This window comes from Roseateles hydrophilus, from assembly GCF_026712245.1.
In the GTDB taxonomy this organism is placed as follows: domain Bacteria; phylum Pseudomonadota; class Gammaproteobacteria; order Burkholderiales; family Burkholderiaceae_C; genus Pelomonas; species Pelomonas hydrophilus.
Genome location: NZ_JAPPUY010000002.1, coordinates 527,602 through 551,508 on the forward strand (window position 1 = coordinate 527,602; position 23,907 = coordinate 551,508).

The 23,907-nt window shown below is 71.3% G+C and carries 21 protein-coding genes; 15 read left to right on the plus strand and 6 right to left on the minus strand.

All coding sequences use genetic code 11. The features are described from left to right. Positions 1–24 precede the first annotated feature (24 nt). Genes NYO99_RS09550 through NYO99_RS09560 form a run of 3 tightly spaced genes read left to right on the plus strand, consistent with a single transcriptional unit; the run spans position 25 to position 3,592 of the window. A complete protein-coding gene (locus tag NYO99_RS09550) occupies positions 25–2,148 on the plus strand; it encodes a heavy metal translocating P-type ATPase (protein ID WP_268166950.1) in 2,124 nt (707 codons plus the stop codon). After that, positions 2,145–2,699: an NADPH-dependent FMN reductase gene (locus NYO99_RS09555; RefSeq protein ID WP_268166951.1), complete on the plus strand. Its 555-nt coding sequence runs from the start codon at positions 2,145–2,147 to the stop codon at positions 2,697–2,699. The genes NYO99_RS09550 and NYO99_RS09555 overlap by 4 nt, the downstream gene beginning before the upstream one ends. After that, positions 2,696–3,592, plus strand: coding sequence for a pirin family protein (locus NYO99_RS09560; RefSeq protein WP_268166952.1), 897 nt, complete (start codon positions 2,696–2,698; stop codon positions 3,590–3,592). Before NYO99_RS09555 ends, NYO99_RS09560 begins: the two co-directional genes overlap by 4 nt. Here the strand turns inward: NYO99_RS09560 and NYO99_RS09565 are convergent. Beyond that, the gene (locus NYO99_RS09565) at positions 3,589–4,605 is read right to left on the minus strand and encodes an STAS-like domain-containing protein (RefSeq protein ID WP_268166953.1); all 1,017 of its coding nucleotides are present in this window, start codon (positions 4,603–4,605) and stop codon (positions 3,589–3,591) included. The two genes, NYO99_RS09560 and NYO99_RS09565, sit on opposite strands and share 4 nt — an antisense overlap. A gap of 144 nt (positions 4,606–4,749) precedes the next feature. Between NYO99_RS09565 and fba the strand changes: the two genes are divergently transcribed. From fba to NYO99_RS09595, 6 genes are all read left to right on the plus strand, one after another. Then, positions 4,750–5,814 (plus strand): class II fructose-bisphosphate aldolase, encoded by a 1,065-nt coding sequence (gene fba, locus NYO99_RS09570; protein WP_268166954.1) that lies wholly within the window; start codon positions 4,750–4,752, stop codon positions 5,812–5,814. After that, a complete protein-coding gene (locus tag NYO99_RS09575) occupies positions 5,811–6,239 on the plus strand; it encodes a gamma-glutamylcyclotransferase family protein (protein WP_268166955.1) in 429 nt (142 codons plus the stop codon). Before fba ends, NYO99_RS09575 begins: the two co-directional genes overlap by 4 nt. 102 nt (positions 6,240–6,341) lie before the next feature. Then, positions 6,342–9,470 (plus strand): PAS domain S-box protein, encoded by a 3,129-nt coding sequence (locus NYO99_RS09580; protein WP_268166956.1) that lies wholly within the window; start codon positions 6,342–6,344, stop codon positions 9,468–9,470. 11 nt (positions 9,471–9,481) lie between these two features. Beyond that, positions 9,482–10,378, plus strand: coding sequence for a phosphoribosylaminoimidazolesuccinocarboxamide synthase (locus NYO99_RS09585; protein ID WP_268166957.1), 897 nt, complete (start codon positions 9,482–9,484; stop codon positions 10,376–10,378). A 22-nt stretch (positions 10,379–10,400) separates the two neighbouring features. Further along, complete coding sequence (locus tag NYO99_RS09590) at positions 10,401–11,522, plus strand: hypothetical protein (RefSeq protein WP_268166958.1); 1,122 nt, start codon at positions 10,401–10,403, stop codon at positions 11,520–11,522. A 59-nt stretch (positions 11,523–11,581) separates the two neighbouring features. Continuing rightward, positions 11,582–13,237: a serine/threonine protein kinase gene (locus tag NYO99_RS09595; protein ID WP_268166959.1), complete on the plus strand. Its 1,656-nt coding sequence runs from the start codon at positions 11,582–11,584 to the stop codon at positions 13,235–13,237. 28 nt (positions 13,238–13,265) lie between these two features. Here the strand turns inward: NYO99_RS09595 and NYO99_RS09600 are convergent, their stop codons facing one another. Continuing rightward, positions 13,266–14,210, minus strand: coding sequence for a tetratricopeptide repeat protein (locus tag NYO99_RS09600; RefSeq protein ID WP_268166960.1), 945 nt, complete (start codon positions 14,208–14,210; stop codon positions 13,266–13,268). 112 nt (positions 14,211–14,322) lie between these two features. Between NYO99_RS09600 and purE the strand changes: the two genes are divergently transcribed. From purE to NYO99_RS09620, 4 genes are read left to right on the plus strand one after another with little or no spacing between them, the layout of a single operon-like run. Further along, positions 14,323–14,787: a 5-(carboxyamino)imidazole ribonucleotide mutase gene (purE, locus tag NYO99_RS09605; RefSeq protein WP_268167369.1), complete on the plus strand. Its 465-nt coding sequence runs from the start codon at positions 14,323–14,325 to the stop codon at positions 14,785–14,787. After that, the gene (locus NYO99_RS09610; RefSeq protein ID WP_268166961.1) at positions 14,787–15,974 is read left to right on the plus strand and encodes a 5-(carboxyamino)imidazole ribonucleotide synthase; all 1,188 of its coding nucleotides are present in this window, start codon (positions 14,787–14,789) and stop codon (positions 15,972–15,974) included. The genes purE and NYO99_RS09610 overlap by 1 nt, the downstream gene beginning before the upstream one ends. Further along, positions 15,974–16,957, plus strand: a complete 984-nt coding sequence (locus NYO99_RS09615) for an L-threonylcarbamoyladenylate synthase (RefSeq protein WP_268166962.1) — start codon at positions 15,974–15,976, stop codon at positions 16,955–16,957. Before NYO99_RS09610 ends, NYO99_RS09615 begins: the two co-directional genes overlap by 1 nt. Positions 16,958–16,985: 28 nt before the next feature. Continuing rightward, the gene (locus NYO99_RS09620) at positions 16,986–17,936 is read left to right on the plus strand and encodes an SGNH/GDSL hydrolase family protein (protein ID WP_268166963.1); all 951 of its coding nucleotides are present in this window, start codon (positions 16,986–16,988) and stop codon (positions 17,934–17,936) included. 53 nt (positions 17,937–17,989) lie between these two features. Here the strand turns inward: NYO99_RS09620 and NYO99_RS09625 are convergent, their stop codons facing one another. Together NYO99_RS09625 and NYO99_RS09630 are read right to left on the minus strand one after the other, a co-directional pair. Next, positions 17,990–19,732: a long-chain-fatty-acid--CoA ligase gene (locus NYO99_RS09625; protein ID WP_268166964.1), complete on the minus strand. Its 1,743-nt coding sequence runs from the start codon at positions 19,730–19,732 to the stop codon at positions 17,990–17,992. 64 nt (positions 19,733–19,796) lie between these two features. Then, positions 19,797–20,498: a DUF8198 family protein gene (locus NYO99_RS09630; protein WP_268166965.1), complete on the minus strand. Its 702-nt coding sequence runs from the start codon at positions 20,496–20,498 to the stop codon at positions 19,797–19,799. Positions 20,499–20,533: 35 nt separating this feature from the next. Between NYO99_RS09630 and NYO99_RS09635 the strand changes: the two genes are divergently transcribed. After that, positions 20,534–21,397: an esterase/lipase family protein gene (locus tag NYO99_RS09635; RefSeq protein ID WP_268166966.1), complete on the plus strand. Its 864-nt coding sequence runs from the start codon at positions 20,534–20,536 to the stop codon at positions 21,395–21,397. Here NYO99_RS09635 and hppD read toward each other — a convergent pair. After that, a complete protein-coding gene (gene hppD, locus NYO99_RS09640; RefSeq protein ID WP_268166967.1) occupies positions 21,352–22,488 on the minus strand; it encodes a 4-hydroxyphenylpyruvate dioxygenase in 1,137 nt (378 codons plus the stop codon). The two genes, NYO99_RS09635 and hppD, sit on opposite strands and share 46 nt — an antisense overlap. Before the next feature lie 118 nt (positions 22,489–22,606). Next, positions 22,607–23,359: a substrate-binding periplasmic protein gene (locus tag NYO99_RS09645; protein WP_268166968.1), complete on the minus strand. Its 753-nt coding sequence runs from the start codon at positions 23,357–23,359 to the stop codon at positions 22,607–22,609. 54 nt (positions 23,360–23,413) lie between these two features. Between NYO99_RS09645 and NYO99_RS09650 the strand changes: the two genes are divergently transcribed. Next, a complete protein-coding gene (locus tag NYO99_RS09650; RefSeq protein WP_268166969.1) occupies positions 23,414–23,896 on the plus strand; it encodes an Lrp/AsnC family transcriptional regulator in 483 nt (160 codons plus the stop codon). Positions 23,897–23,907: the final 11 nt, after the last annotated feature.

The window sequence follows — 23,907 nt, forward strand, 5'->3', positions numbered from 1 at the left end:
CATCGTAGTCCTCATACTCGGGGCATGAGGACGCTGAAGCTGAAGATCTCGGGCATGAGCTGTGCCAGTTGCGTGGGCCGGGTCGAGAAGACCTTGAAGCGGCAAGCGGGCGTGCTGGGCGCCGAGGTCAACCTCGCGGCCGAGACGGCCCGTGTGTTGCTGCAGGACGACGCCCGCGCGGAGCCGTTGCTGGCCGCGCTGGCCAAGGCCGGCTACCCCGCGGCGCTGGACGGCCCGCTGCGCACGCCCTGGGGGCAGACCGGCTGGCCGGTGCTGATCGGCGTGCTGCTCAGCCTGCCGCTGGTGGCGCCCATGCTGCTGGGCCACGGTGCCATGTTGCCGGGGTGGTGGCAGCTGGCGCTGGCCGCGCCGGTGCAGTTCGTGCTGGGCGCGCGCTTCTACGCCGCCGGCTGGCGGGCGCTGCGCGACGGCAGCGGCAACATGGACCTGCTGGTGGCGCTGGGCACCAGCGCGGCCTTCGGGCTGTCGCTGTTCGAGTTGTGGCGCGGGCAGGAGCATGCGCTTTACTTCGAGTCCGCCGCCGTCGTCATCACGCTGGTGCTGGTGGGCAAATGGCTGGAGGCCCGCGCCAAGCGCGGCACCGGCGAGGCTATCCGTGCGCTGGCCCGCCTGCAGCCCGAGACGGCGCGGGTGCTGCGCGAGGGTGCGGAGCAGGAGCTGCCCATCACCGCGCTGCGCGTGGGCGACCTGGTGCGCGTGCGGCCCGGCGAGCGGTTGCCGGTGGACGGCGTCGTCACCCAGGGCCACAGCGCCGTGGATGAGGCCCTCATCACCGGCGAAAGCCTGCCGGTGGCCAAGACCGAGGGTGATGCGGTGACCGGCGGTGCGGTCAACGGCGAGGGGCTGCTGACGGTGCGCTGCACGGCGCTGGGCGCGGAGTCACGGCTGGCGCGCATCGCCCGCTTCGTGGAAGACGCGCAGGGCGCCAAGCCGCCCATCCAGCAGCTGGTGGACCGCGTGTCGGCCGTGTTCGTGCCCGTGGTGGTGGGCCTGGCGCTGCTGACGCTGCTGGGCTGGGGCTTCGCGCGCGGCGACTGGGCGCAGGCACTGCTGCACGCGGTGGCGGTGCTGGTGATTGCCTGCCCCTGCGCGCTGGGCCTGGCCACGCCGGCGGCGCTGATGGCCGGCATGGGCGCGGCGGCGCGGCACGGCATCCTCATCAAGGACGCGCAGGCGCTGGAGTTGGCGCGTGGGCTGGATGTCGTGGCCTTCGACAAGACCGGCACGCTGACCGAGGGCCGGCCGCGCCTGGTGGCGCACAGCGCACCGCTGGCGCTGGCCGCCGCACTGCAGTCCGGCAGCGAGCACCCGTTGGCCCGGGCCGTGTGCGACGCCGCGCCCGGTGTGCCGCCTGCGCAGGCGCTGCAGGCCGTGCCGGGCCGGGGTGTGCGTGGTGAGGTGGACGGCCAGCTGCTGGCGCTGGGCAGTACCGCCTGGCTGGCCAGCCTGGGCGTGGCGCTGCCCGACGATGCGGCCGCCGAGGCGCAGCGCCGGCAGGGCCACAGCCTGTCGTGGCTGGCGCAGCTGGGCGAGGCGCCGCGGGTGCTGGGCTGGCTGGCCTTTGGCGACGAGATCAAGCCTGCGGCCGCCGAGGCCGTGGCCGCGCTGCATGCGTTGGGCGTGCGCACGGTGCTCATCAGCGGCGACCACCGCGCCGCAGCCGAGGCGGTGGCGCACCGGCTGGGCATCACCGAGGTGCATGCCGAGGTGCTGCCCGAGGACAAGGCCCTCGTCGTGGCCCAGCTGCGCGGCGCCGGCCGCGTGGGCATGGTGGGCGATGGGCTGAACGACGCGCCCGCGCTGGCGGCGGCCGATGTGGGCCTGGCCATGTCCACCGGCACCGAGGTGGCCATGGCGGCGGCCGGCATCACGCTGATGCGCGGCGACCCGCGCCTGGTGGCGGCGGCCATCGAGCTGTCGCGCCGCACGGTGGCCAAGATCCGCCAGAACCTGTTCTGGGCCATGGCCTACAACGTGGTGGGCATCCCGCTGGCGGCGCTGGGGCTGCTGAGCCCGGTGTTCGCGGGCGCGGCGATGGCGCTGTCCAGCGTGTCGGTGGTCAGCAATGCGCTGTTGCTGACGCGCTGGCATCATGGCCCGGCCATCCGTGGAGAGACCCGCCCATGAAGATCCTCGCCCTCAGCGGCGCGCTGCGCCGCGCCTCCGTCAACACCGCGCTGCTGCGCGCCGCCGCCACGCTGGCGCCTGCGGGCGTCACGGTCGACGTGCGCACGCTGCACGGCATCCCGCTGTACGACGGCGACGTCGAGGCCGAGGGCATCCCCGCGGCCGTGACGACGCTGCGCGAGGCCATTCGCGCCGCCGACGCGCTGCTGATCGCCACGCCCGAGTACAACAACAGCATGCCTGGCGTGCTGAAGAACGGGCTGGACTGGCTGTCCCGCCCCAGCGGCGAGGGCGGCAAGCTGTTCGGCGGCAAGCCCACCGCGCTCGTCGGCGCGACGCCCGGAGGCTTCGGCACCGTGCAGGCGCAGGACGCGCTGCTGTCCGTGCTGCGCGCCTTCGGCAACGACTTCTGGATGGGCGGGCGCCTGATGGTGTCCAAGGCCGGCACGGTGTTCGACGCCGACGGCCAGCTTGTCGACGACAAGGTGCGCGCGCAGCTGCAGCAGTTCGTCGCGGGCTTCGTCGGCTTTGTGCAGCAGCGGTCGGCATGAGCGCCGTGCTCGTCGAGCGCATCACCAGCCACGTCGGCGACGTGGGCGGCCTGCCCATCCAGCGCGCACTGCCGAACAAGGGGCGCCGCGTCATCGGTGCCTGGTGCTTTGCCGACCACGCCGGCCCGGCCACGACAGTCAAGCGCATGAATGTCGGCCCGCATCCGCACACGGGGCTGTCCACCTTCAGCTGGATGATCGAGGGCGAGATCCTGCACCGCGACAGCCTGGGCTCCGAGCAGGTGCTGCGCGCCGGCCAGGTGAACCTGATGACGGCCGGCCACGGCATCTCGCACAGCGAGGAGTCGCTGAGCGACCGTATCCACCTCGCGCAGCTGTGGATCGCGCTGCCTGACGCCGAGCGCGAGCGCGCGCCCAGCTTCCAGCACTTCCCCGAGCTGCCGCGCTGCGCGGTGGGCGGCTTCGACGGCACGCTGCTGGTCGGCGAACTGGACGGCCAGCGCTCGCCGGTGCCCAGCTTCACGCCGCTGCTGGGCGTGGACCTGGCGGCCGACGGCCCGGCGGATGTGACGCTCACGCTGAACGCGGACTTCGAGCATGGCGTCATGCTGCTGGAGGGCGAGGTGGAGGTGGCGCCGGCCGGCCATGACACGGTCGAGACCGTCGTGCCGGGCACGCTGCTCTACATCGGGCCGGGCTGCGCGTCCGTCGAGCTGCGCTGCCTGTCGGCCACGCGCTTGTTGCTGCTGGGCGGCGAGCCCTGGGCCACGCCGCCGCTGCTGTGGTGGAACTTCGTCGGCCGCGAGCCGGCGGAGATGCAGGTCTGGGCCGAGGACTGGGCGCGGGAGGACGGCGGCCGCTTCGGCACCGTGACCGGCTATGTCGGCCCGCGCATCGCGGTGCCGCCGGTGCCGGCCTTGCGCAAGCCTTAGGTGCGGGCGCTCTTGATGAGCGCCTCGATGCGCGGGCTGGTGTTGACAGCCACCAGCTCCACCTGCGGATTGGCCTTGGCGAACACGCGGAACAGCTCGTCCGTGAAGCCGTGGCCCACGTCGGTCACGCCGTCGAAGTCGATCTCGGCGCGCTTGAAGGTCGTCAGCCGCGAGCCCACGCGGCGGGCGGCGGCGCGCGAGTCCAGCGCCTGGCCCTCGGTGGTCAGCAGGCGCAGCTGCACGCGGGTCTGGTCGAACTCGATGCCATCGCCGCTGAGGCTCCACGCGTTCATCACGCCGTCCAGCGTGCGCGTGGTGTTCAGCGCCAGTGCCATGTAGATGGAGCTGCCCTGGCGTGGCAGACCCTTGCCCTTTTTCCAGCCTGAGGCATCCCAGGCGCGGCGCTGGTAGGCGGTGTTGTTGGCGTGGATGTCGAACACATCGGCCAGCTGGCTGCTGAAGAACAGGCCGCGGCCGGTGTGCGCGTCGGGCGCGCTGGTCAGCCGCCCCTTGCTGAGCTCCAGCATCGCGTGCTGGGGATCCTCCAGCTGGAAGGCGGTGCAGATCTTGTCGAACACGCCCACACCGTCGTCGCTGACCAACAGTTGGACGTGGGACGGCGTCTGGCGCAGCGACACCGTGACACTGGTGCCGCCGGAGTGGTCGGCTGCGTTGTTGACCAGCTCGGTGAAGCCGTGCTGCACCATGCGCTCCACATGCTTGGGCAGCGCGAAGTGCGGCGCGAAGTCGCGTTGCCAGGGCAGGTCTTCCTGCAGGCCGTACAGCGTGTAGCTGCGCACCACCTGACGCAGCGCGCCGGGCGCGAACACCGGGCGGCGGCTGGTGCCGCTGCGCGTCAGCCAGCCGGCGTCCACCAGGCGCTTGAGCGCGGCGAGCGCGGCGCGGCGGCTGGCGCCGGTGCGCTCCTCGATGTGGGCGGCCAGGTCCAGCGAATGTTCGCCAGCGGCGGCCGTGATCCAGTTGGTCAGGTGGTCCAGCACCAGTCGTGTCATTTGCGCATTGTGCTGACTACTCCTATCCGTGGGGGTGGGGCATGCCCGCGCCTCCATAGAATCCCCTACCAGTTACGGCGCGGTTACCACCTACGTTGGCAGTCGCAGTCGGCCCAGATTTCTCAACTCCACCCGGGATTTCCCATGCCTCTCGTCTCCATGCGTCAGCTGCTGGACCACGCCGCCGACAACGGCTACGGCATTCCAGCCTTCAACGTCAACAACCTGGAGCAGGTGCAGGCCATCATGGCCGCTGCCGACGAAGTCGGTGCGCCGGTCATCCTGCAAGCCAGCGCTGGCGCCCGCAAGTACGCGGGCGAGCCGTTCATCAAGCACCTGATCCAGGCCGCGGCCGAGATGTACCCGCACATCCCGCTGGTCATGCACCAGGACCACGGCACCAGCCCCAAGGTCTGCCAGGGCGCCATCGATCTGGGCTTCGGCTCGGTGATGATGGACGGCTCGCTGATGGAAGACGGCAAGACGCCGTCAAGCTTTGAGTACAACGTCGAGGTGACCCGCAAGGTCGTCGAGATGGCGCATGCCGTGGGCGTGACCGTCGAGGGCGAGCTGGGCTGCCTGGGCAACCTGGAAACCGGCGATGCCGGCGAGGAAGACGGCATCGGCGCTGCCGGCAAGCTGGACCATTCCCAGATGCTGACCGACCCCGAGGAGGCCGCCACCTTCGTGAAGGCCACGCAGCTGGACGCGCTGGCCATCGCCATCGGCACCAGCCACGGCGCCTACAAGTTCAGCCGCAAGCCCACCGGCGACATCCTGGCCATCAGCCGCGTGAAGGAAATCCACGCGCGCATCCCCAACACCCACCTCGTGATGCACGGCTCGTCGTCGGTGCCGCAGGACCTGCTGGCCATCATCAACCAGTACGGCGGCAAGATGAAGGAGACCTTCGGCGTGCCGGTCGAGGAGATCCAGGAAGCCATCAAGCACGGCGTGCGCAAGATCAACATCGACACCGACATCCGCCTCGCGATGACGGGCGCGGTGCGCAAGTTCATGGCCGAGAACCCGGACAAGTTCGACGCCCGCGAATGGCTCAAGCCCGCCCGCGAGGCCGCCAAGGCCATCGCCAAGCAGCGCTACATGGAGTTCGGCTGCGAAGGCCAGGCCGCCAAGATCAAGGGCCGCACGCTGGTCGACATCGCCGCCGCCTACGCGCGCGGCGAGCTGGCGCAGAAGGTGCAGTGAGCACGGCTCACTGCTTCACCTACGGCTCGCTGATGTGGGCCGACATCATGGCCCGCGTCTGCGGGCGTGAGTTCGCCAGCGAGCCCGCCTCGCTGGCGGGCCACAGCCGCCACCCGGTGCGTGGGCAGGACTACCCCGGCCTGCGGCTCGCGCCCGAGGGCTGTGTGCCCGGGCGGCTGTACCGCGACGTGGATGCCGCGGCCTGGGCACGGCTGGACGCCTTCGAGGGCGAGGAGTACGAGCGCGTCGAGGTGCCCGTGGCGCTGGCCGATGGCCGCAGCGAGACCGCCTGGGTCTACCGCTTCCGCCCGGCGTTCGCCGAGCGCCTGCTGCCCGGCGCCTGGGATGCCGACGCTTTCGAGCGCGAGGGCCATGCCCGCTTCACCGCACGCTACGTCGGCTTCGAGCTGTTGACGCCGCGCTGAACCGGCCGGCGCGCCAGCGGAAAACAGTTCCCCCGCCGGCCCGACAAGTCGTCACAATCAGCCGACATAACCTCACTTTTTGAGTGAGGCGGGGAGCGTGTGATGGACGAGCTGACCGGTTTGGTGGCGCGGGCAGGCTTCCTGCCCCACGGCTATTGCTTCCAGTGGTCGCCGGGGCTGTTGTGGACCATGGTCGGCTCCGACCTGGGCACGGCGCTGGCCTACTTCTCGCTGCCCTTCATCATCACGCGCCACGCGCGGCTGCGCCCGCAGCTGAACCTGGGGCGGCTAGCCACGCTGTTTGCGGTGTTCATCTTTGCCTGCGGCATCACGCATGTGCTGGATGTCTGGACCATCTGGCGCCCCGACTACGAACTGCAGACCCTGGGCAAGACCGTCACGGCGCTGGCCTCGGTGCTGACGGCCATCGTGGCCTGGCGGCTGAGCCCGCGACTGCTGGCGCTGCCCTCGGTCGAGGAGATGCGCCAGGCCAACGAGGCCTTGCGGCGTGAGATCGACCGCCGCGCCAGCGCCGAGGATCACTTGCTCGAGACTGAGCAGAGCCTGGCCACCACGCTGGCATCCATCGATGCCGGCTTCCTCACCACGGATGACCGCGGCTGCATCACGCGCCTCAACGCCGTGGCCGAGCGCCTGACGGGCTGGCCGGTGGGCGAAGCCCGGGGGCTGCCGCTGTGGGAGGTTTTCGTGTGCGAGGGCCTGCCGCCCGAGTGGGCCGGCCGCAACCCCGTGGACCTGGTGCGCGACCAGGCGGCCGACGTGGCGCTGCGGCGCCAGGCGGTGTGCCTGTCTCGCGAGGGTGGGCGCTGCCCGGTGGAGTTGCAGGTCAGCCCCACGCACCACGCTGACGGCCGGGTGCGCGGCCTCACCGTGGTGTTCCGCGACATGGGGCGGCTGACCCAGGCCGAGGCCGAGGTCAGGCGGCTGGCGGCCGTGGTCGAGTCCTCGGCCGACGCCATCGTTGTGAAGTCGCTGGACGGTCGCATCACCAACTGGAACGCGGCTGCCGAGCGCATGTTCGGCTACACGGCCGATGAGGCCGTGGGGCGGCCGGTGCAGATGCTGATTCCCCCCGAGCGCGAAGCCGAGGAGCGGCGCATCCTCGCTGCGCTGGCGCGCGGCGAGCAGGTGCCGCCGTTCCGCACCGTGCGCCTGGCCAGTGACGGGCGGCGCGTCGAGATTTCGGCCCAGGTCTCGCCGCTGCGCGATGCCGGCGGGCGCATCGTCGGCGGCATCAGTTCGGCGCGTGACCTCACGCACCAGCGCCAGATCGAGGCTGCGCTGCGCCAGAGCGAGGCCCGGCTGCGCTTTGCGCTCGAATCGGCCGCCATCGGCGACTGGGAAATGGCGCTGCACAGTGGGCAGATCCTGCGCTCGCGCCGCTATGACCAATGCTTCGGCCTGTCCGATCCGGCAGCGCCCTGGGATCGCGAGTGCCTGCTGGCGGCTGTGCACGCCGAGGACCGCGCAGCCGTGCAGGCCGGCCTGGCCGCGCCGCAGGCGCCCGACGCCATGCCCTCGCCCTGGCATGCGGAGTTCCGTGTCCTCTGGCCCGACGGCAGCCTGCACTGGCTGCGCATGGATGCGCGCGCCACGCGCGACGAGGGCGGCGAGCCCCGCCTGGTGGGCATCGTGGCCGACGTGACGGCCACGCGCACGGCTGAGCAGGCGCGCCAGCAGTCGGTCTGGCTGGCCGCCGAGAACCACCGCGTGCAGGAAGGCAGCCGGCTCAAGAGCCTGTTCCTGGCCAATATGTCGCACGAACTGCGCACGCCGCTGAACGCCATCATCGGCTTCTCCGACCTGCTGACCATGGGCGGCCCGGCCGTCGACCCGGCGCGCCAGCAAGAGTGGCTGCAGCACATCGGCAGCAGCGGCCGCCACCTGCTGGCCATGATCAACGACGTGCTCGACCTCTCCAAGATCGAGGCCGGCAAGATGGACTTCCGCGCCGAGCCCGTCGACCTGCCCGCCGTCGTGCACGACGTGATGACCACTGTCGATGTGCTGGCGAGCCAGCGCGGCCTGCGCCTGGTCGCCAGCATCGAGCCCGGCTTGAGCGGCCTGGTGCTGGACCCGTCGCGCCTCAAGCAGGTGCTGCTGAACTACCTGTCCAACGCGGTGAAGTTCACGCCCGCCGACGGCCAGGTGACGCTGCGCGTGCTGGGCGAGGGGCCGCGGCTGTGGCGGCTGGAGGTGGAGGACACCGGTGTTGGCATTCCGCTCGATCGCCAGGATCAGCTCTTCGTCGAGTTCCAGCAGCTCGATGACAGCGCCACCAAGCGTCACCAGGGCACGGGGCTCGGGCTGGCGCTGACGCGCCGCCTCGTCGAGGCCCAGGGCGGGCGGGTCGGTGTCTACAGCGAGCCCGGCCGCGGCAGCCGCTTCTACGCCGTGCTGCCGCGCACGCCCGAGCCGGCGCTGGCGCCCCGCGCCGAGCATCACCAGCTGGTGGCGCTGCGCGCGCACCCGCTGCGCGACGGCTTGGCCCGCGAGCTGGCCCAGGCCGGCGTGGCGGTCGATGTGGCGGCCAGCGCAGCCGATGTGATGCGGCTGGCCGGCGCGCGCCGCTACACCGAGCTGGTGCTGGACCTGGCGCTGCCCGACGCGCAGGGGCTGGGCGTGCTGGCCCAACTGCGCGGCGGCGGTCCGTCCATGCATGCCGCGGTCAAGGCGCTTGCGCTGACGCCGCCGTCGAGCGCGGGTGTGGCCTTTCCCGTCTTCGACGTGCTCGCCAAACCGCTGCGCCGCGTGGCGCTGGCGCGTGTGCTGGTGCCGCTGCGCGCCCGCCTCGGGCCGGGGCGGCCCATGCTGGTGGTGGACGACGAGGCCGCCTCGCGCGAGCTGATGTGCGCCGCGCTGGCCGCGCACGGCATCGAGGCCGTCGCGGTGAGCGGCGGCGCCGAGGCGCTGCAGCTGCTGCCCCGCCTGCAGCCGGGCGCGCTGATGCTGGACCTGATGATGCCGGGCATCGACGGCGTGCAGGTGCTGCACGAGCTGCGCAGCGAGCCGCGCTGGGCCGAGCTGCCCGTCGTCGTCTGGACCGCGCTGTCGCTCGGGGCCGACGATGTGGAGCTGCTGGCGCGCTCGGCCAGTGCCATCGCCACGGCCCAGGAGGCGCCGCCGCTGGCCCAGGTGCGCGATGCGCTGCTGCAGGCCGCCCGCCAACCCCGCCCCGGCCGCCGCCGCGCGAGCGAACCGGGCACCTAAAATCCGCCGCCATGCCTCAAGCCCTCTACGAATCCAGCCTCACCTCCCTTCCCCTGCTCGGCCGCGGCAAGGTGCGTGAGAACTACGCCGTTGGCGACGACCGCATCCTGATGATCGCCAGCGACCGGCTCTCGGCCTTCGACGTCATCATGGGCGAGCCCATCCCGGGCAAGGGCGCGCTGCTGACCAAGATGGCGCTGTTCTGGTTCGACAAGCTCGACGGCATCGTCCCCAACCACCTGACCGGCGAAGACCCGCTGTCGGTCGTCACCGACGCTGAGCGCGCGCAGATCCGCGACCGCGCCATGCTCGTCAAGCGCCTGAAGCCCCTGCCCATCGAGGCCGTCGTGCGCGGCTACCTGGCCGGCAGCGGCTGGGCCGAGTACCAGAAGACCCAGAGCGTCTGCGGCGTCGCGCTGCCCGCCGGCCTGCGCAATGCCGACAAGCTGCCCGCGCCCATCTTCACGCCCGCCACCAAGGCCGAGATGGGCGACCACGACGAGAACATCTCGTTCGAGCAGGCCGCGGCCATCATCGGCACCGAGCTGGCCGCCCGCGTGCGCGACATCTCCATCCAGCTCTACCAGCGCGCCGCCGACTTCGCGCTGACCAAGGGCATCATCATTGCCGACACCAAGTTCGAGTTCGGCCTCGACGCCGATGGCACGCTGACGCTGATGGACGAGGTGCTGACGCCCGACTCCTCGCGCTACTGGCCCGTCGAGAGCTACGCGCCCGGCAGCAACCCCCCGAGCTACGACAAGCAGTTCGTGCGCGACTGGCTGGAGCAGGCCACCGTGGACGGCCAGCCCTGGGGCAAGGTTGCGCCCGCGCCCGCGCTGCCGGCCAGCGTCATCGCCAAGACCGTCGAGAAGTACGAGGAAGCGCTGCAGCGGCTGACGGCCTGAGCGCCGCGCGAAGGGTGCACCCGTGACCGTCAAGCTGCGCAGCCGGTTGGCCCAGCGACTGGATGGCGAGATCGCCGCCGTTGCCGCCATGCCGGGGCGCAGCGCCGTGCTGCAGGTGCAGCGCGCCATCCTGTGGCTGCGCCATGGCCGGGAGGCCGAGGCCCGCGAGGAGCTGAACCGCCTGCAGGCCCGCGCGCTGGCGCAGCCGCGCATCGAGCTGGCGGCCTGGCTGCATCTGGCGGAAGGGCTGGCCGCCTACTTCGCGGCCTTCGGCGGCGGTGCCCGTGACCGCGTGCGCCGCGCCCAGGTGATGGCCGCCGCGGCCGGCCTGCGGTCGCTGCAGGCGCTGGCCGACGCGTGGCTGGCGCAGATGGCCTTCGTCGATCGCGACATCGACCGCCTCGTCGCCCACGCGGCCGCCGCGCTGGCGGCGCCGGCCGACAACGCCGCCGCCTGCCGCGTGGCCTCGGCGCTGGGCATGGCCTGGGACCTGGCCGGCGACCCGGCGGCAGCCTCGGGCTGGTATGCCTTCGGCCGCCGCGCGGCCGGCGCGGATGGCGACGACGCCGGCCTGGCGGCGCTGCTCTACAACCAGACCCAGATGCGTGCGCTGCGCCTGCGCCACGCGGCGCTGGCCGGCGAGCCCGGCGAGGCGCCGGCCGTGCTGCTGGGCGTGGATTCCATTGGCCACTTCGACGAGGCCGTGGGCGGCTCCGCGCGGGCCGATCTGACGCCGCTGCTGCGCGCGCAGCTGCTCACCGTGCAGGGCGATTTCGCCGCCGCCGCCGCGCTGCTGGAAGCCCACCTGCCCGACGCCGTGGCCACGGGCTTGGCCCGCGTGGGCGGCAGCCTGCTGGCCGACCTGGCCTGGTGCTGGGTCAACAACGGCGAGGCCCTGAAGGCCCGCGCGCTGGCCGACCAGGCCGCCGTCGAGGTGCTGGCCGAAGACTCGCCGCACTGCGACCTCGACGAGCGCGCCGCCCTGCACGCGCGGCTGGCGCAGGTCTACGCGCGGCTGCGCGACGAACTGCTGGCCACCCGCCATGCCGATGCCGCCCAGGCCGCCTGGGCTGACGACGCTGCCCAGCGCCGGCAGTGGGCCCAGCGGCTTGCCGACGCGGGCCTGACGAGCCCGCCGCGCTGAGCAGCGCGTCGCTTTTTTCCGGCTGTCGGCCGTGCGGCGCTGCGTTACCCTCGCGCGCCATGACCGCCGCTGCTGACGACGCCGACAACGCCCTGCTGGCCCTGCCAGCCGGCACGCGCTTCGGCGAGCTGGAGATCCTGGGCACGTTGGGCGTGGGCGGCTTCGGCATCGTCTACCTGGCGCGTGACCATGCGCTGGAGCGCGAGGTGGCGATCAAGGAGTACATGCCCAGCCAGTTCGCGCAGCGCGACGGACGTTCGCACGTGTCGGTGCGCTCCGCCGCGATGCGCGACACCTTCGAGCTGGGCCGGCGCAGCTTCGTCAACGAGGCACGGCTGCTGGCCCGCTTCGACCACCCGTCGTTGCTCAAGGTCTACCGCTTCTGGGAGGCCAACGGCACGGCCTACATGGCCATGCCCCGGCTGGTGGGCCAGAACCTGCGCGAGGGCCGCAAGACGCTGCCCACGCCGCCGCCCGAGGCCTGGGCGCGGCGCGTGTTCGACGCCGTGCTCAGCGGCCTGGAGGCGCTGCACGCGCAGCAGGTGTGGCACCGCGACGTCGCGCCCGACAACATCTTCCTGCCCGCGGATGGCGCGCTGCCCATCCTGCTGGACTTCGGCGCCGCTCGCCAGGCAATCGGCGACCGCACGCAGGTGTTCACCGCCATCCTCAAGCCCAGCTTCGCGCCCATCGAGCAGTACGCCGAGGCCGCCAGCCTCAGGCAGGGCCCGTGGACGGACTTCTATGCGCTGGCCGCCGTCATGCATGAGCTGCTGACCGGCCACCCGCCGCCGCCCTGCACCGCGCGTGCGATGGGCGACGAGCTGGCGCCGCTGGCCGTGCCCGGCTTTTCGCCGGCCTTCCTGTCCGCGCTGGACTGGGCGCTGCGCGTGGCGCCGCATCAGCGGCCGCCGAGCGCCGCAGCATGGCGCGAGGCCGTCGACGGGCGCGCCGAGGTGCCGGCGCCCCAGGCGCTGCACGCTGCCGCGCCGCGGCCGGCGCCCGTCATGGACGACGCCGAGGCGCCGACCGGCCGGCTGGACATCGAGTTCGCCGACACCGTGCAGGCGCTGCCCGAGGATGTGCCACCGCTGCCCGTCGTGGCGCCGCCGCCCCGCCGCCAGCCCTGGCTGCTGGCCGGTGCCGGTGTGATGGCGGTGGCCTTGCTCGGGGCCTTCGTGCTGCAGTTGCGCCACAACCTGCCGGCTGCGGCGCCGGCGCCGGTGGATGCCGCCGCCAGCGCAGCGTCCGCGGCCGCGTCGCCGGCCGATGCCGTGCTGGCCGATGCCGTGCTGGCCGCCTCGGCGCCTGCTCCCGCCAGCGCCGTGCCCGTGACCCAGGTGACCACCGTCTCGCTCGCCGGGCCGGCCTCGGCGCCGCGTGCGTCGGCGGCGCCGACCTCACCGACGCCCCGGCGTGAGAGCGGGGCGCTCAAGCCCATCGTCACCGAGAAGGCGGGAGAGTTCCGCCCGGTGCCGCGCAGCCCGGTGTTCGCGGCGCCGGAGCCGGCCGCCTCGGCCGTGGCCGCACCGGTGCAAGCTGCGGCGGCCTCGGTCGCCGCCGAGCCCCGCACGGCGGCTGAGGCCTGCGGCGGCCGCGTGCTGCTGGCGCGTGCCTGGTGCATCGACCGGCAGTGCGAGAAGCCGCAGTTCCGCAACGATGCGGAGTGCGTGAAGCTGCGCGAGCTGCGCAGCAACCACGGCGGCGTGCCTTAGGCGGCTCGGCCGCGGGCGGGCCGGTGCGTCAGAACAAGGCCATCGACAGCCGGCGGCGGTAGCTGTCGATCAGCGGGTCGCTCTGCACGACGGCGGCCTTGCCGGCGAGTTCCAGCGTGCCGGTCTTGGCCTCGGCTGCCGGCTTGGGCGCGGGCTTGGTCAGCAGCTCCAGGATGGCCACGTAGGCCTTGCGCGCCGCCTCGCCGTTCCAGGCCTTGTCGCGCATGATGATTTCCAGCAGCTCGTCCATGGCGTCGGTGAAGCGCTGGCCGGCCAGGTGGGTCTGGGCCAGCGCGAAGCGGGCGTCGAAGTCGCGCTTGTTGGTGGCGATGGCTGCCTGCAGCGCGGCGGGGTCGGCGCTGGCGGCGGCTTCGCAGGCGGCCAGCCACGTGGCCAGCGCGGCCAGGCGGGGCGAGGGCACCAGCGTGTCGGCCGCCTTGGCGGCCACGGGTGCGAAGGCTTCGCGGGCCTCGGCCACCAGGCCCAGCTCCAGCAGCGCCTTCACGTAGTCGAAGCGGGCGGCGTCGTTGGCCGGGTCGGCCTGCACGGCGTGGGCCAGCTTGCCCAGCACGGTTTCGAGGTCGGCATCGCCTTCGGCATCGGCGGGCGCCTCGTCCTCGGCGGGCAGTTCCTCGCCGGGCGGCACATGCTTGTCCAGGAACTCGCGGATCTGTGCCTCAGGGAGGGCGCCGACAAAGCCGTCCACCGGCTGGCCGCCGGCGAACATCACGCAGAACGGGATGGAGCGCACGCCGAACATCTGGCTCAGCTGCGAGGCGATCTCGGGCACCTCGTCGCTGTTGAGCTTGGCCAGCGTGAAGCGGCCCGCGTAGGCCGTCTCCAGCTTCTCCAGGACGGGGCCCAGCGTGCGGCAGGGGCCGCACCACGGCGCCCAGATGTCCAGCAGCACGGGGCGCTGCTGGGAGGCGACGATGAGTTCGGCTTCGAAGTTCTGGAGGGTGATGTCGATCATGGTCGGAGGGAGTTGAGGCCCCGGCTTCTACAATTCAAGGCTTTTCTGGCCCTCGGAGTGCGTCTTGTCCATCACAGCCCCCACGAACCCTGACGCCGTGATCGGCATCGTCATGGGCTCCAGCAGCGACTGGGACACGATGAAGCTGGCGGCCGAGATTCTGACCGAGTTCGGTGTCGGCTTTGAGGCGCGGGTTGTGTCGGCCCACCGCATGCCCGACGAGATGTTTGCCTATGCCGAGGCCGCCAGCGGCCGGGGCCTGAAGGCCATCATCGCCGGTGCCGGCGGCGCCGCCCACCTGCCGGGCATGCTGGCCGCCAAGACGACCGTGCCCGTGCTGGGCGTGCCGGTGGCCAGCCGCCACCTGCAGGGCGTGGACTCGCTGCACTCCATCGTGCAGATGCCCAAGGGCATCCCGGTCGCGACCTTCGCCATCGGCACGGCCGGTGCCGCCAACGCGGCGCTGTTCGCCGTGGCCATGCTGGCCACGGGCGACGCAGTGCTGCTCGAGAAGCTGAACGCCTTCCGTGCGAAGCAGACGGCCGCCGCCCAGGCCATGACCGAGGACCTCCGCTGATGACGGCGCTGCTTCCGGGCGCCCCGGTCGCGGGCGAATCGCGTCAGGCGACGCTGGGCGTGTTGGGGGGCGGCCAGCTGGGCCGCATGTTCGTGCACGCCGCCCAAGCGCTGGGCTACCGCTGCGTGGTGCTGGACCCCGACGCCGTCAGCCCGGCTGGCGCCGTGGCCGAGCAGCACATCCAGGCTGATTACCTGGACTCCTTCGGCCTGGCGCAGCTGGCGCGCGACTGCGACGCCATCACCACCGAGTTCGAGAACGTGCCGGCGTTGGCGCTGGAGACGCTGGCCGGCATGCGCACGGTGGCGCCGGCCGCTGCCTGCGTGGCCGTGTGCCAGGACCGTGCGGTCGAGAAGGCGCACTTCGAGGCGGCTGGCGTCGCGTGCGCGCCGCATGCCGTCATCACCAACGACATCGAGCTGGCGGCTGTGGACCCTGCGCTGCTGCCCGGCATCCTCAAGACCAGCCGCATGGGTTACGACGGCAAGGGCCAGGTGCGCGTGAGCACGGCCGCCGAGCTGGCCGCTGCCTGGAATGATCTGAAGCGCGTGCCCTGCGTGCTGGAGCAGCTGCTGCCCCTGAAGGCCGAGCTCAGCGTGCTGGTGGCGCGCGGCGCCGATGGCCAGCTGGTGAACTATCCCGTGCAGCAGAACCTGCACCGCGGCGGCATCTTGTCCGTTACCGAGGTGCCGGCGCCCGCCGTGCCGGCCGACGTGCAGCAGCAGGCCGTGGCCGCCGCCCGTCAGGTGGCCGAGGCGCTGGGCTACGTCGGTGTGCTGTGCATCGAGTTCTTCTGGCTGCAGGACGGTCGCCTGGTCGTCAACGAGATGGCGCCGCGCCCGCACAACTCCGGCCACTGGACGATGAACGGCGCCAGCGTGTCGCAGTTCGAGCTGCAGGTGCGGGCGCTGGCCGGCCTGCCGCTGCCCGAGCCGCGCCAGCACTCGGCGTCCGTCATGCTGAACCTGCTGGGCGACCTGTGGTTCAGCGATGAGGGCGGCCCGACCCCGCCGCCCTGGGACCGCGTGCTGGCCCTGCCGGGTGCGCACCTGCACCTGTATGGCAAGGCCGAGGCGCGCCACGGCCGCAAGATGGGTCACCTCAACATCACGGCCGCGACGGCCGAGGCGGCGCACCTGATCGCGCTGGAGGCCGCCCTCATCCTCGGCCTGCCGACCGACTTCTGATGCTGCAGCCCGGCACCGACCCCGCCGCCGTCGAGGCCGCCGCGCGCCGCCTGGCTGATGGTGAGCTGCTGGGGCTGCCCACCGAGACCGTTTACGGCCTGGCCGCGCGGGCCGACCGTGACGAGGCCGTGGCCAAGATCTTCGCGGCCAAGGGGCGGCCCAGCGATCACCCGCTCATCGTCCATGTGCTGGACGCCGCGGGCGCCGAGCCGTTTGCCGATCACCTGCCCGACACCGCACGTCGGCTGATGGATGCCTTCTGGCCGGGGCCGCTGACGGTCATCGTGCCGCGCGCGCCCGGCATGGCCGAGGCTGCCGCCGGCCGGCAGGCCACGGTGGCGCTGCGCTCGCCGGCGCACCCGGTGGCGCGTGCGGTGCTGGCCGCCGCGCGCGACCTGGGCGTGTTGGGCGTGGCTGCGCCCAGCGCCAACCGCTTCGGCCGCGTGAGCCCGACGCTGGCGACCCATGTCGTCGAGGAGTTCGGCGCTGGCCTGCTGGTGCTGGACGGGGGCGCCTGCGAGGTGGGCATCGAGTCCAGCATCGTGGACTGCAGCCGCGCCCATCCCGCGCTGCTGCGCCCGGGCCTGCTGAGCCGCGCGCGCATCGAGGCCGCGCTGGGCCAGCCGCTGGCCGAGCCCGATGCGGCCGCGCCCAAGGCCTCCGGCACGCTGGCTGCGCACTACGCGCCGGCTGCCCGCGTGCGACTGCTGGATGCCGCGGGTCTTTCTTTACGTCTGGCGGCCGCGACCGCCAGCGGGAGCCTGGAAGGGCTGGCGGTATATTCACGCGCCCGGTTGCCGGCCTGGCGCTGGCAGGCCCAGCCGTCCGATCCGGCCACGGCGGCCCACGAGTTGTTCGCGGTGCTGCGGGCGCTGGATGCGGCTGGCGCCCGGGAAATCTGGGTCGAGGCGCCTCCGCACGACCCGGCCTGGGATGGCGTCCGGGACCGGCTCAGCCGGGCCGCCGCCGCCTTCACCGATTGAGTTTTCCCCTGTCCCTGAATTGATCGCCATGCAACGTGTTGTCTCGAAGAAACTGAAGCGCGGACTGGCCGCGATGGCGGTTGCGGCGCTGGTCGCTGGCTGCGGCGGCGGGGGCACCGCGCAGATCGAACCCTTCGCACCCAACCGCATCATTGCCTTCGGTGACGAGAGCGGCACCATCCTGCAGAGCGGCAAGAAGTACACGATCAACGGCCTGAATGCCGACACCCGGCAGGTGGAGTGCGCCGGCAACCCGGTCTGGACGCAGGTGCTGGCCAGCGGTTTCGGCTTCGTCTACTCGCAGTGCAACACGTCGTTCGTGGCGCTGCCGCAGGGCATCATGTACGCAGCGGCAGGCGCCAAGGTGGCGGACGTTCGCGACAAGATCGATCAGCACCTCTCCAACGACCGCTTCGGCCCGAAGGATCTGGTGTCCATCATGGTGGGCGTGAACGACATCCTGGAGCTGTACCGCCAGTTCCCGGCCGTCAACAAGGACTCGCTGATCAACGAGGCCAAGGCGCGCGGCAAGCTGCTGGCCCAGCAGGCCAACCGCATTGCCAATGCCAACGGCCGCGTGGTCATCGCCACGATCTTCGACGTGGGCCTGACGCCGTTCGGCCAGAACGAGCGCCTGCAGCAGACCGACATCGACCGCGCCGCCTTCCTGGACCAGCTCAGCGCGGCCTTCAACGTCGAGATGCGCCTGAACCTGCTGAACGACGGTCGTCTGGTCGGCCTGGTGCTGGTGGATGAAACCATCCAGCAGATCGCCCGATTCCCGGCCGCTTTTGGCTACTCGGACGTCACGCAGGCCGCCTGCCGCAGCGACGTGGCACAGCAGGACTGCACGACGGAGACGCTGAAAGCGGACGCGTCGTCGACCTGGCTGTGGGCCGGTGACACGCTGTTGGGCCCGACCGCGCAGCAGCGCATCGGTGTGCTGGCGCTGACGCGCGCCAAGAACAACCCGTTCTGATCGGTTGCTGTGGCGGCGCCAGGCGGTAGGCCGGGCGCCGGCCTGGCTCGCCGTCAGGCGGTGTTGGTGCGCAGCTCGCGGCGCAGGATCTTGCCGACGTTGCTCTTGGGCAGCTCGTCGCGGAACTCGATGAACTTGGGCCGCTTGTAGGCCGTCATTTGCTGGGCGCAGTAGCTGGCCAGGTCTTCCTCGGCCAGCGCCGGGTCGCTCTTGACGACGAACAGCTTGACGGCCTCGCCGGACTTGGCGTCGGGCACGCCGACCGCGGCGCATTCCAGCACGCCCGGGTGCATGCCGACGACCTGCTCGATCTCGGTCGGGTACACGTTGAAGCCGCTGACGAGGATCATGTCCTTCTTGCGGTCGACGATGCGCACGTAGCCGCGCTCGTCCATGATGCCGATGTCGCCGCTCTTGAAGAAGCCGTCGTCGTACATGACGTTGGCCGTTTCGTCCGGGCGGCGCCAGTAGCCGGCCATGACCTGCGGGCCGCGGATGCAGATCTCGCCGCGCTCGCCCAGGGGCAGGTCTTGCCCGTCGTCGTCGCGGATGGTGATCTCGGTGCCCGAGATGGGCAGGCCGATGCTGCCGTTGAAGGCGCGGATGTCCAGCCGGTTGATGGTGGCGGCCGGCGCGGTCTCGGACAGGCCGTAGCCCTCGACGACCGGGCAGCCGGTGACCTTGAGCCAGCGCTCGGCCGTGGCCTGCTGCACGGCCATGCCGCCGCCGTTGGAGATGGTCAGCTCGGAGAAGTCCAGCCGCGCAAACGCAGGCTCGTTGGCCAGCGCGTTGAACAGCGTGTTGACGGCCGGGAAGATGTGGATCTTGTGGCCGCGCAGCGTCTCGATGAAGCCGGGGATGTCGCGCGGGTTGGGCACCAAGATGTTCAGGTGGCCCATGCGCGCGCCGAGCATGAAGCAGGCTGTCAGCGCGTAGATGTGATACAGCGGCAGCGCGCAGACGTTGGTGAACTGCACGTCGCCGTTGTCGTAGCCGGGCACGGTGGACAGCATGGGCTGGAACCAGGCCTCCACCTGCAGGATGTTGGCGACGATGTTCCGGTGCAGCAGCGTGGCGCCCTTGGACACGCCGGTGGTGCCGCCGGTGTACTGCAGGAAGGCGACGTCGTCGGGGCCCAGCTCGGGCTTCTTGAGGTGCAGGCGCTCGCCGTGGCCGAGCGCCTCGTTGAAGCGCACGACGGTGCGGCCGTCGCCGACGGGCAGGCGGAACTCCGGCACCATCTTCTTCAGGTGGCGCACGGCGAAGTTGATCAGCGGGCCCTTCCACCAGCTCAGCAGGTCGCCCATGGAGGCGAGCACGACGTGGTGGATGTCAGTGGCGGTGATGACCTCGGCCAGCGTGTGCGCGAAGTTCTCCAGCACGACGATGGCGCGGGCGCCCGAGTCCTTGAGCTGATGCTCCAGCTCGCGGGCGGTGTACAGCGGATTCACGTTCACGACGACAAAGCCGGCGCGCAGGATGGCGGCGATGGCCACGCCGTACTGCAGCACGTTGGGCATCATGATGGCCACGCGGTCGCCCTGCTTCAGGCCCTGGGCCTGCAGCCAGGCACCGAGCTGCACGGACAGCCGGTCCATCTCGTCGAAGCGCATGCGCTGGCCCATGCAGATGGCGGCATCGCGGCGCGCATGCTGGCGGAATGCGGCTTCCAGCAGGTCTACCAGTGAGCGGTAGGTGCTGGTGTCGACCTGCGCCGGTACGCCGGCGGGATAGCTCGCCAGCCACGGTTTGGCGCGAGATGTCACATGCGGGACGTCGGCAAGAACGGCGGTCATCGGCGGGCCCTTTTGGCGTGCTCTGCGTGAAGCCGCCGATGGTGGGACTGCCGGTTACATCGAGCTAGGGGAGTTGCCCTAGGGCGGCGGTATCGGCTTGAAAGAGAGCGCGCGCCAATGTGTCTTCGCGCTGTCGCACAGTGGACAGGAACTCGGCCGCGCCGCGCATCGCGCGGAAGGTGTCGAAGCCGGTTTCCAGGAAGGTCTGCAGCGTGCCCAGGCCCGCGACCTGCGCGGGGCCGCGCATCAGTCGCAGGGACTGGCGCAGCAGCGGCTTGCGCGTGAGCCGGTCGAGCGAGTCGCCGACGGCCATGGTCAGCTCGATCTGGCGCTGGCGCGCGTCCGGCTCGCCGCAGGCACGCCATGCGAGGGCGTAGTCCGGCGCCGTGATGGCGGGTGAAGCCAGGTGCTCGGCCATGCGCGTGTCCAGGCGTTCCGACAGCGCGTGCAGGCGGGCGAGCTTGGCGACGGTGTCCACCACCTCGTCGGGGAACAGCCGGGTCAGTGTGGGGATGACGCGGGCGAATTGCGCGTCACGCTGGCGGTAGTCACCAGGGCCGTAGAGCTCGTGCAGGAAGAAGCGCGTGGCAGCGGCATAGCGCGGCGTGGCGAGCAGGTCGGCGTAGGTGTGGGCGAAGCGCTGTTGCTGGTAGCCCTTCAGGGCCTGGACGCGCGCCTGCAGCGCGGGGTCGGCGGCGCGCCGCGCACGCTCGGCGTCGACGGCGCGCAGTTCAGTCAGCAGGGATTCGGCGCTGCGGGAGTCCATGAGGCGCACCGATTTTGCCTTCCTACACTGCGGCGATGAATGCACGACTGCAGAGGATCTGGGTATTGCTGCGGCTGGCCGTGGCGCTGTGGGTGGGCTGGCGTTTCGGCTGGGCCTGGGGCGTAGCGACCTTGGGCCTGCATGCCGCGGTGCTGGCACTCGGCTTTGCGCAGCTGCGCTGGGTCAACCGGCCTGCGCCGGGCTGGGGTCAGCTCTTGCGTGCCTGGGCGGGGGAGGTGGCGGCCAGCGAACTGGCGTTCTCCTGGCGGCAGCCGTGGCGGGAGTGGGCCGAGCCCGATCACCTGCCGGCTGGCGCCACGCAGGGCGTGCTGCTGGTGCATGGCTTCTCGTGCAACCGCGGGCGCTGGAACGGCTGGATGCGGCGTCTGCGCGCGCAGGGCGTGGCCTTTGTCGCGCCGACGCTGGAGCCCGCCTTCGGCAGCATCGACGCCTATGCCGATGAGATCGAGGCCGGCGTGCAGCAGCTCAAGCGCCTGACCGGCCGCATGCCGCTGCTGTGCGCGCACAGCATGGGCGGCCTGGCGCTGCGGGCCTGGTGGCGCCGGCACGGCGCGGGGCACGGGGAGGCGCCGCGCGTCATCACGCTGGGCTCGCCGCACCAGGGCACGCGCATGGCGGCGTTGGGGCTGGGCGTCAACGCGGCACAGATGCGCCAGGGCAGCGCCTGGCTGGCGCAGCTGCCGGGATTGCCGGACGTGGACTGCTTCTGGACGCCGTGCGACCAGATCGTCAACCCGGCCGAGCGCGCCGTGCTGCCCGGCGCGCGGGCGCACCGGCTGGACGGCGTGGGCCACATGGGCCTCGTGCATGCGCCCGAGGCCTGGCAACTCGTTCAGGACGCGCTGGCTTCTTCTTTCAGCACGCCGCGGCGGATCTGATCGAGCTCGATGCTCTCGAACAGCGCCTTGAAGTTGCCCTCGCCGAAGCCCTCGTTGCCCTTGCGCTGGATGAGCTCGAAGAAGATCGGGCCGATCACTTCCTTGGTGAAGATCTGCAGCAGCAGCTCGTTGTCGGCGCCCAGGTGCGTGGCGCCGTCGATGAGGATGCGCAGGCGGCGCAGCTCCTCGACCTTCTCGCCGTGGTTGGGCAGGCGCTTGTCGATGAGGTCGAAGTAGGTGTCGATGGTGTCCTGGAACACCACGCCCGTGCCCTTCATGCCCTCGACCGACTTGTAGATGTCGGTGGTGCCCAGCGCCACGTGCTGGATGCCTTCGCCGTGGTACAGGTCCAGGTACTCGGCGATCTGGCTCTTGTCGTCGGAGCTCTCGTTGATGGGGATGCGGATCTTGCCGCAGGGGCTGGTCATGGCCTTGCTCTTGAGGCCCGTGAGCTTGCCCTCGATGTCGAAGTAGCGCACCTCGCGGAAGTTGAAGAAGCGCTCGTAGAACTCCGACCATTCCTTCATGCGGCCACGGAAGACGTTGTGCGTCAGGTGGTCGATCTCGGTCAGGCCGTGGCCGACGGGGTTGGCATCGACCGGCTGGCCGGCCGCGTCCAGCAGCGGCACGAAGTCCACGTCGTAGATGCTGATGTTGCCGATGGCGCCCGGCTTGGCGCCGCCCTTGCCCTGCCAGCGGTCGACGAAGTAGATCAGCGAGTCGCCGATGCCCTTGATGGCCGGGATGTTCAGCTCCATCGGGCCGGCCTTGTTGTCAAAGCCCCAGGCGCCCAGTTCCAGCGCGCGCTGGTAGGCGTGGGCGGCGTTGTCGACGCGGAAGGCGATGGCGCAGATCGACGGGCCGTGCAGGCGCGCGAAGCGCTGCGCGAAGGAGTCGGTCTCGGCGTTGATGATGAAGTTGACGCCGCCCTGGCGGTACAGCGTCACGTTCTTGTGGCGGTGGCGGGCCACGGCCGTGAAGCCCATCGTGCGGAACAGCTCGCCCAGGGCGGCCGGATCGGGGGCGGCGAACTCGATGAACTCGAAACCGTCGGTGCCCATGGGGTTGTCCCAGGGGGTGAACTTGGCCATGTCTGCCTCGTGAGCTGTGCTGTGGAAGCCGAAAATTCTGCGGCGCCGCATCCGCAGAATTCATGCAATCTGTGGCGCCATGTTTTGATATGGCGCAAGATTCATGCGCGTTGTGAGGCTATGGCGCCGGCCATTCCGGCAGCCCGTAGCCTGCCAGGATGGCTTTCAGGCGCCCGCTGCGGCGCAGCTTGGCCATGCCCTCGCTGAAGGTGCGCGCATGGCTGTGCGCCTGCGGATGCCGTGGCGACAGGGCCAGGTAGGCATAGCTGGGCGCTTCGCAGCCGGCGTTGCGCGCCGCCAGCCCGGGCTGCTGCTTCAGCGTGTAGGCCACGAGGTTCTCTTCCTCGATGAAGGCATCCAGGCGGCCCAGTTGCAGCCGGCGCAGCATGCGCTCGGTCAGGCCGTCGCCGGTGTGCAGCTCGAAGCGCTGCGGCGCTGCTCTGACGGCGGCGTCCAGCCCGGCGCCGTACGAATAGCCCCGGATGACGCCCACATGGCCCAGCGCGTCCAGGCTGGCCGGGCCGCGGTAGCGCCAGGTGGTGTCGGGCCGCGTGTAGACGCAGTAGCGGTTGCGCGAGATGGGCTGGTCGGGGAAGACGAAGTCCGGTGCCTCCTCGCGCAGCGTGGACGGCGTGGCCGTGTAGACGCCAGCGCGCACGTCGAGCAGCGCGCGGCTGTAGTTCTGGTTGACCAGGCGCACCCGGTGGCCGGCGGCGGTGAAGATCTCGCGCACGATGTCCACCGTGAAGCCCTCCTGCGCCGCACCCGCCTTGCAGCTGAACGGGCACCAATAGTCGGGCGACGCGAGCACGATCTCGTCCGCCTGCGTCGGCAGGATGGTGGCAATCAGCAGGGCGATCAGGGCTTTCACGGGCGGCCCCACTGTAGGGGCGGGGCCGCGCACGAAGGCTGCACAATTTCCCGCATGGACGCCCCCCTCGAGCTCGACACCATCGATCGCCGCATCCTGCGCGCGCTGCAGGCCGACGGCCGGTTGACGTATGACGCGCTCGCCGCCGAGGCCGGGCTGTCGTCGTCCGCCGTGCTGCGCCGCGTGCGCCGGTTGGAGGAGGCGGGCGTCATCGGCAGCTACGTGGCGCTGGTGCCGCCGGAGCGTGTGGGCCTGGGCCTGACGGCCTACATCAATGTCAGGCTGGAGAAGCAGACCGAGAGCCCGCTGCGCAACCCGCGCGACCTCTTTCGTGCGGCCGTGCAGACCTGGCCCGAGGTGGTGGAGTGCGCTGCGCTGACCGGCGAGATGGACTATCTGCTGCGTGTGCTGGTGCAGGACATGCAGCACTACGCCCGCTTCATCAGCGACACGCTGCTGATGCACCCCAGCGTGCAGGACTGCAAGACCAGCTTCGTGCTGGAGCGGCTGAAGAACACGACGGCGGTACCAGTCTAGGGGGGTGAGGC

Bases quoted from the DNA above. Each gene is read 5' to 3' on its own strand.
- NYO99_RS09550 (WP_268166950.1), top strand. From the start codon at position 25: ATGAGGACGCTGAAGCTGAAGATCTCGGGCATGAGCTGTGCCAGTTGC.
- NYO99_RS09555 (WP_268166951.1), top strand. From the start codon at position 2,145: ATGAAGATCCTCGCCCTCAGCGGCGCGCTGCGCCGCGCCTCCGTCAAC.
- NYO99_RS09560 (WP_268166952.1), top strand. From the start codon at position 2,696: ATGAGCGCCGTGCTCGTCGAGCGCATCACCAGCCACGTCGGCGACGTG.
- NYO99_RS09565 (WP_268166953.1), bottom strand. From the start codon at position 4,605: ATGACACGACTGGTGCTGGACCACCTGACCAACTGGATCACGGCCGCC.
- fba (WP_268166954.1), top strand. From the start codon at position 4,750: ATGCCTCTCGTCTCCATGCGTCAGCTGCTGGACCACGCCGCCGACAAC.
- NYO99_RS09580 (WP_268166956.1), top strand. From the start codon at position 6,342: ATGGACGAGCTGACCGGTTTGGTGGCGCGGGCAGGCTTCCTGCCCCAC.
- NYO99_RS09585 (WP_268166957.1), top strand. From the start codon at position 9,482: ATGCCTCAAGCCCTCTACGAATCCAGCCTCACCTCCCTTCCCCTGCTC.
- NYO99_RS09595 (WP_268166959.1), top strand. From the start codon at position 11,582: ATGACCGCCGCTGCTGACGACGCCGACAACGCCCTGCTGGCCCTGCCA.
- NYO99_RS09600 (WP_268166960.1), bottom strand. From the start codon at position 14,210: ATGATCGACATCACCCTCCAGAACTTCGAAGCCGAACTCATCGTCGCC.
- purE (WP_268167369.1), top strand. From the start codon at position 14,323: ATGGGCTCCAGCAGCGACTGGGACACGATGAAGCTGGCGGCCGAGATT.
- NYO99_RS09610 (WP_268166961.1), top strand. From the start codon at position 14,787: ATGACGGCGCTGCTTCCGGGCGCCCCGGTCGCGGGCGAATCGCGTCAG.
- NYO99_RS09615 (WP_268166962.1), top strand. From the start codon at position 15,974: ATGCTGCAGCCCGGCACCGACCCCGCCGCCGTCGAGGCCGCCGCGCGC.
- NYO99_RS09620 (WP_268166963.1), top strand. From the start codon at position 16,986: ATGCAACGTGTTGTCTCGAAGAAACTGAAGCGCGGACTGGCCGCGATG.
- NYO99_RS09625 (WP_268166964.1), bottom strand. From the start codon at position 19,732: ATGACCGCCGTTCTTGCCGACGTCCCGCATGTGACATCTCGCGCCAAA.
- NYO99_RS09630 (WP_268166965.1), bottom strand. From the start codon at position 20,498: ATGGACTCCCGCAGCGCCGAATCCCTGCTGACTGAACTGCGCGCCGTC.
- NYO99_RS09635 (WP_268166966.1), top strand. From the start codon at position 20,534: ATGAATGCACGACTGCAGAGGATCTGGGTATTGCTGCGGCTGGCCGTG.
- hppD (WP_268166967.1), bottom strand. From the start codon at position 22,488: ATGGCCAAGTTCACCCCCTGGGACAACCCCATGGGCACCGACGGTTTC.
- NYO99_RS09650 (WP_268166969.1), top strand. From the start codon at position 23,414: ATGGACGCCCCCCTCGAGCTCGACACCATCGATCGCCGCATCCTGCGC.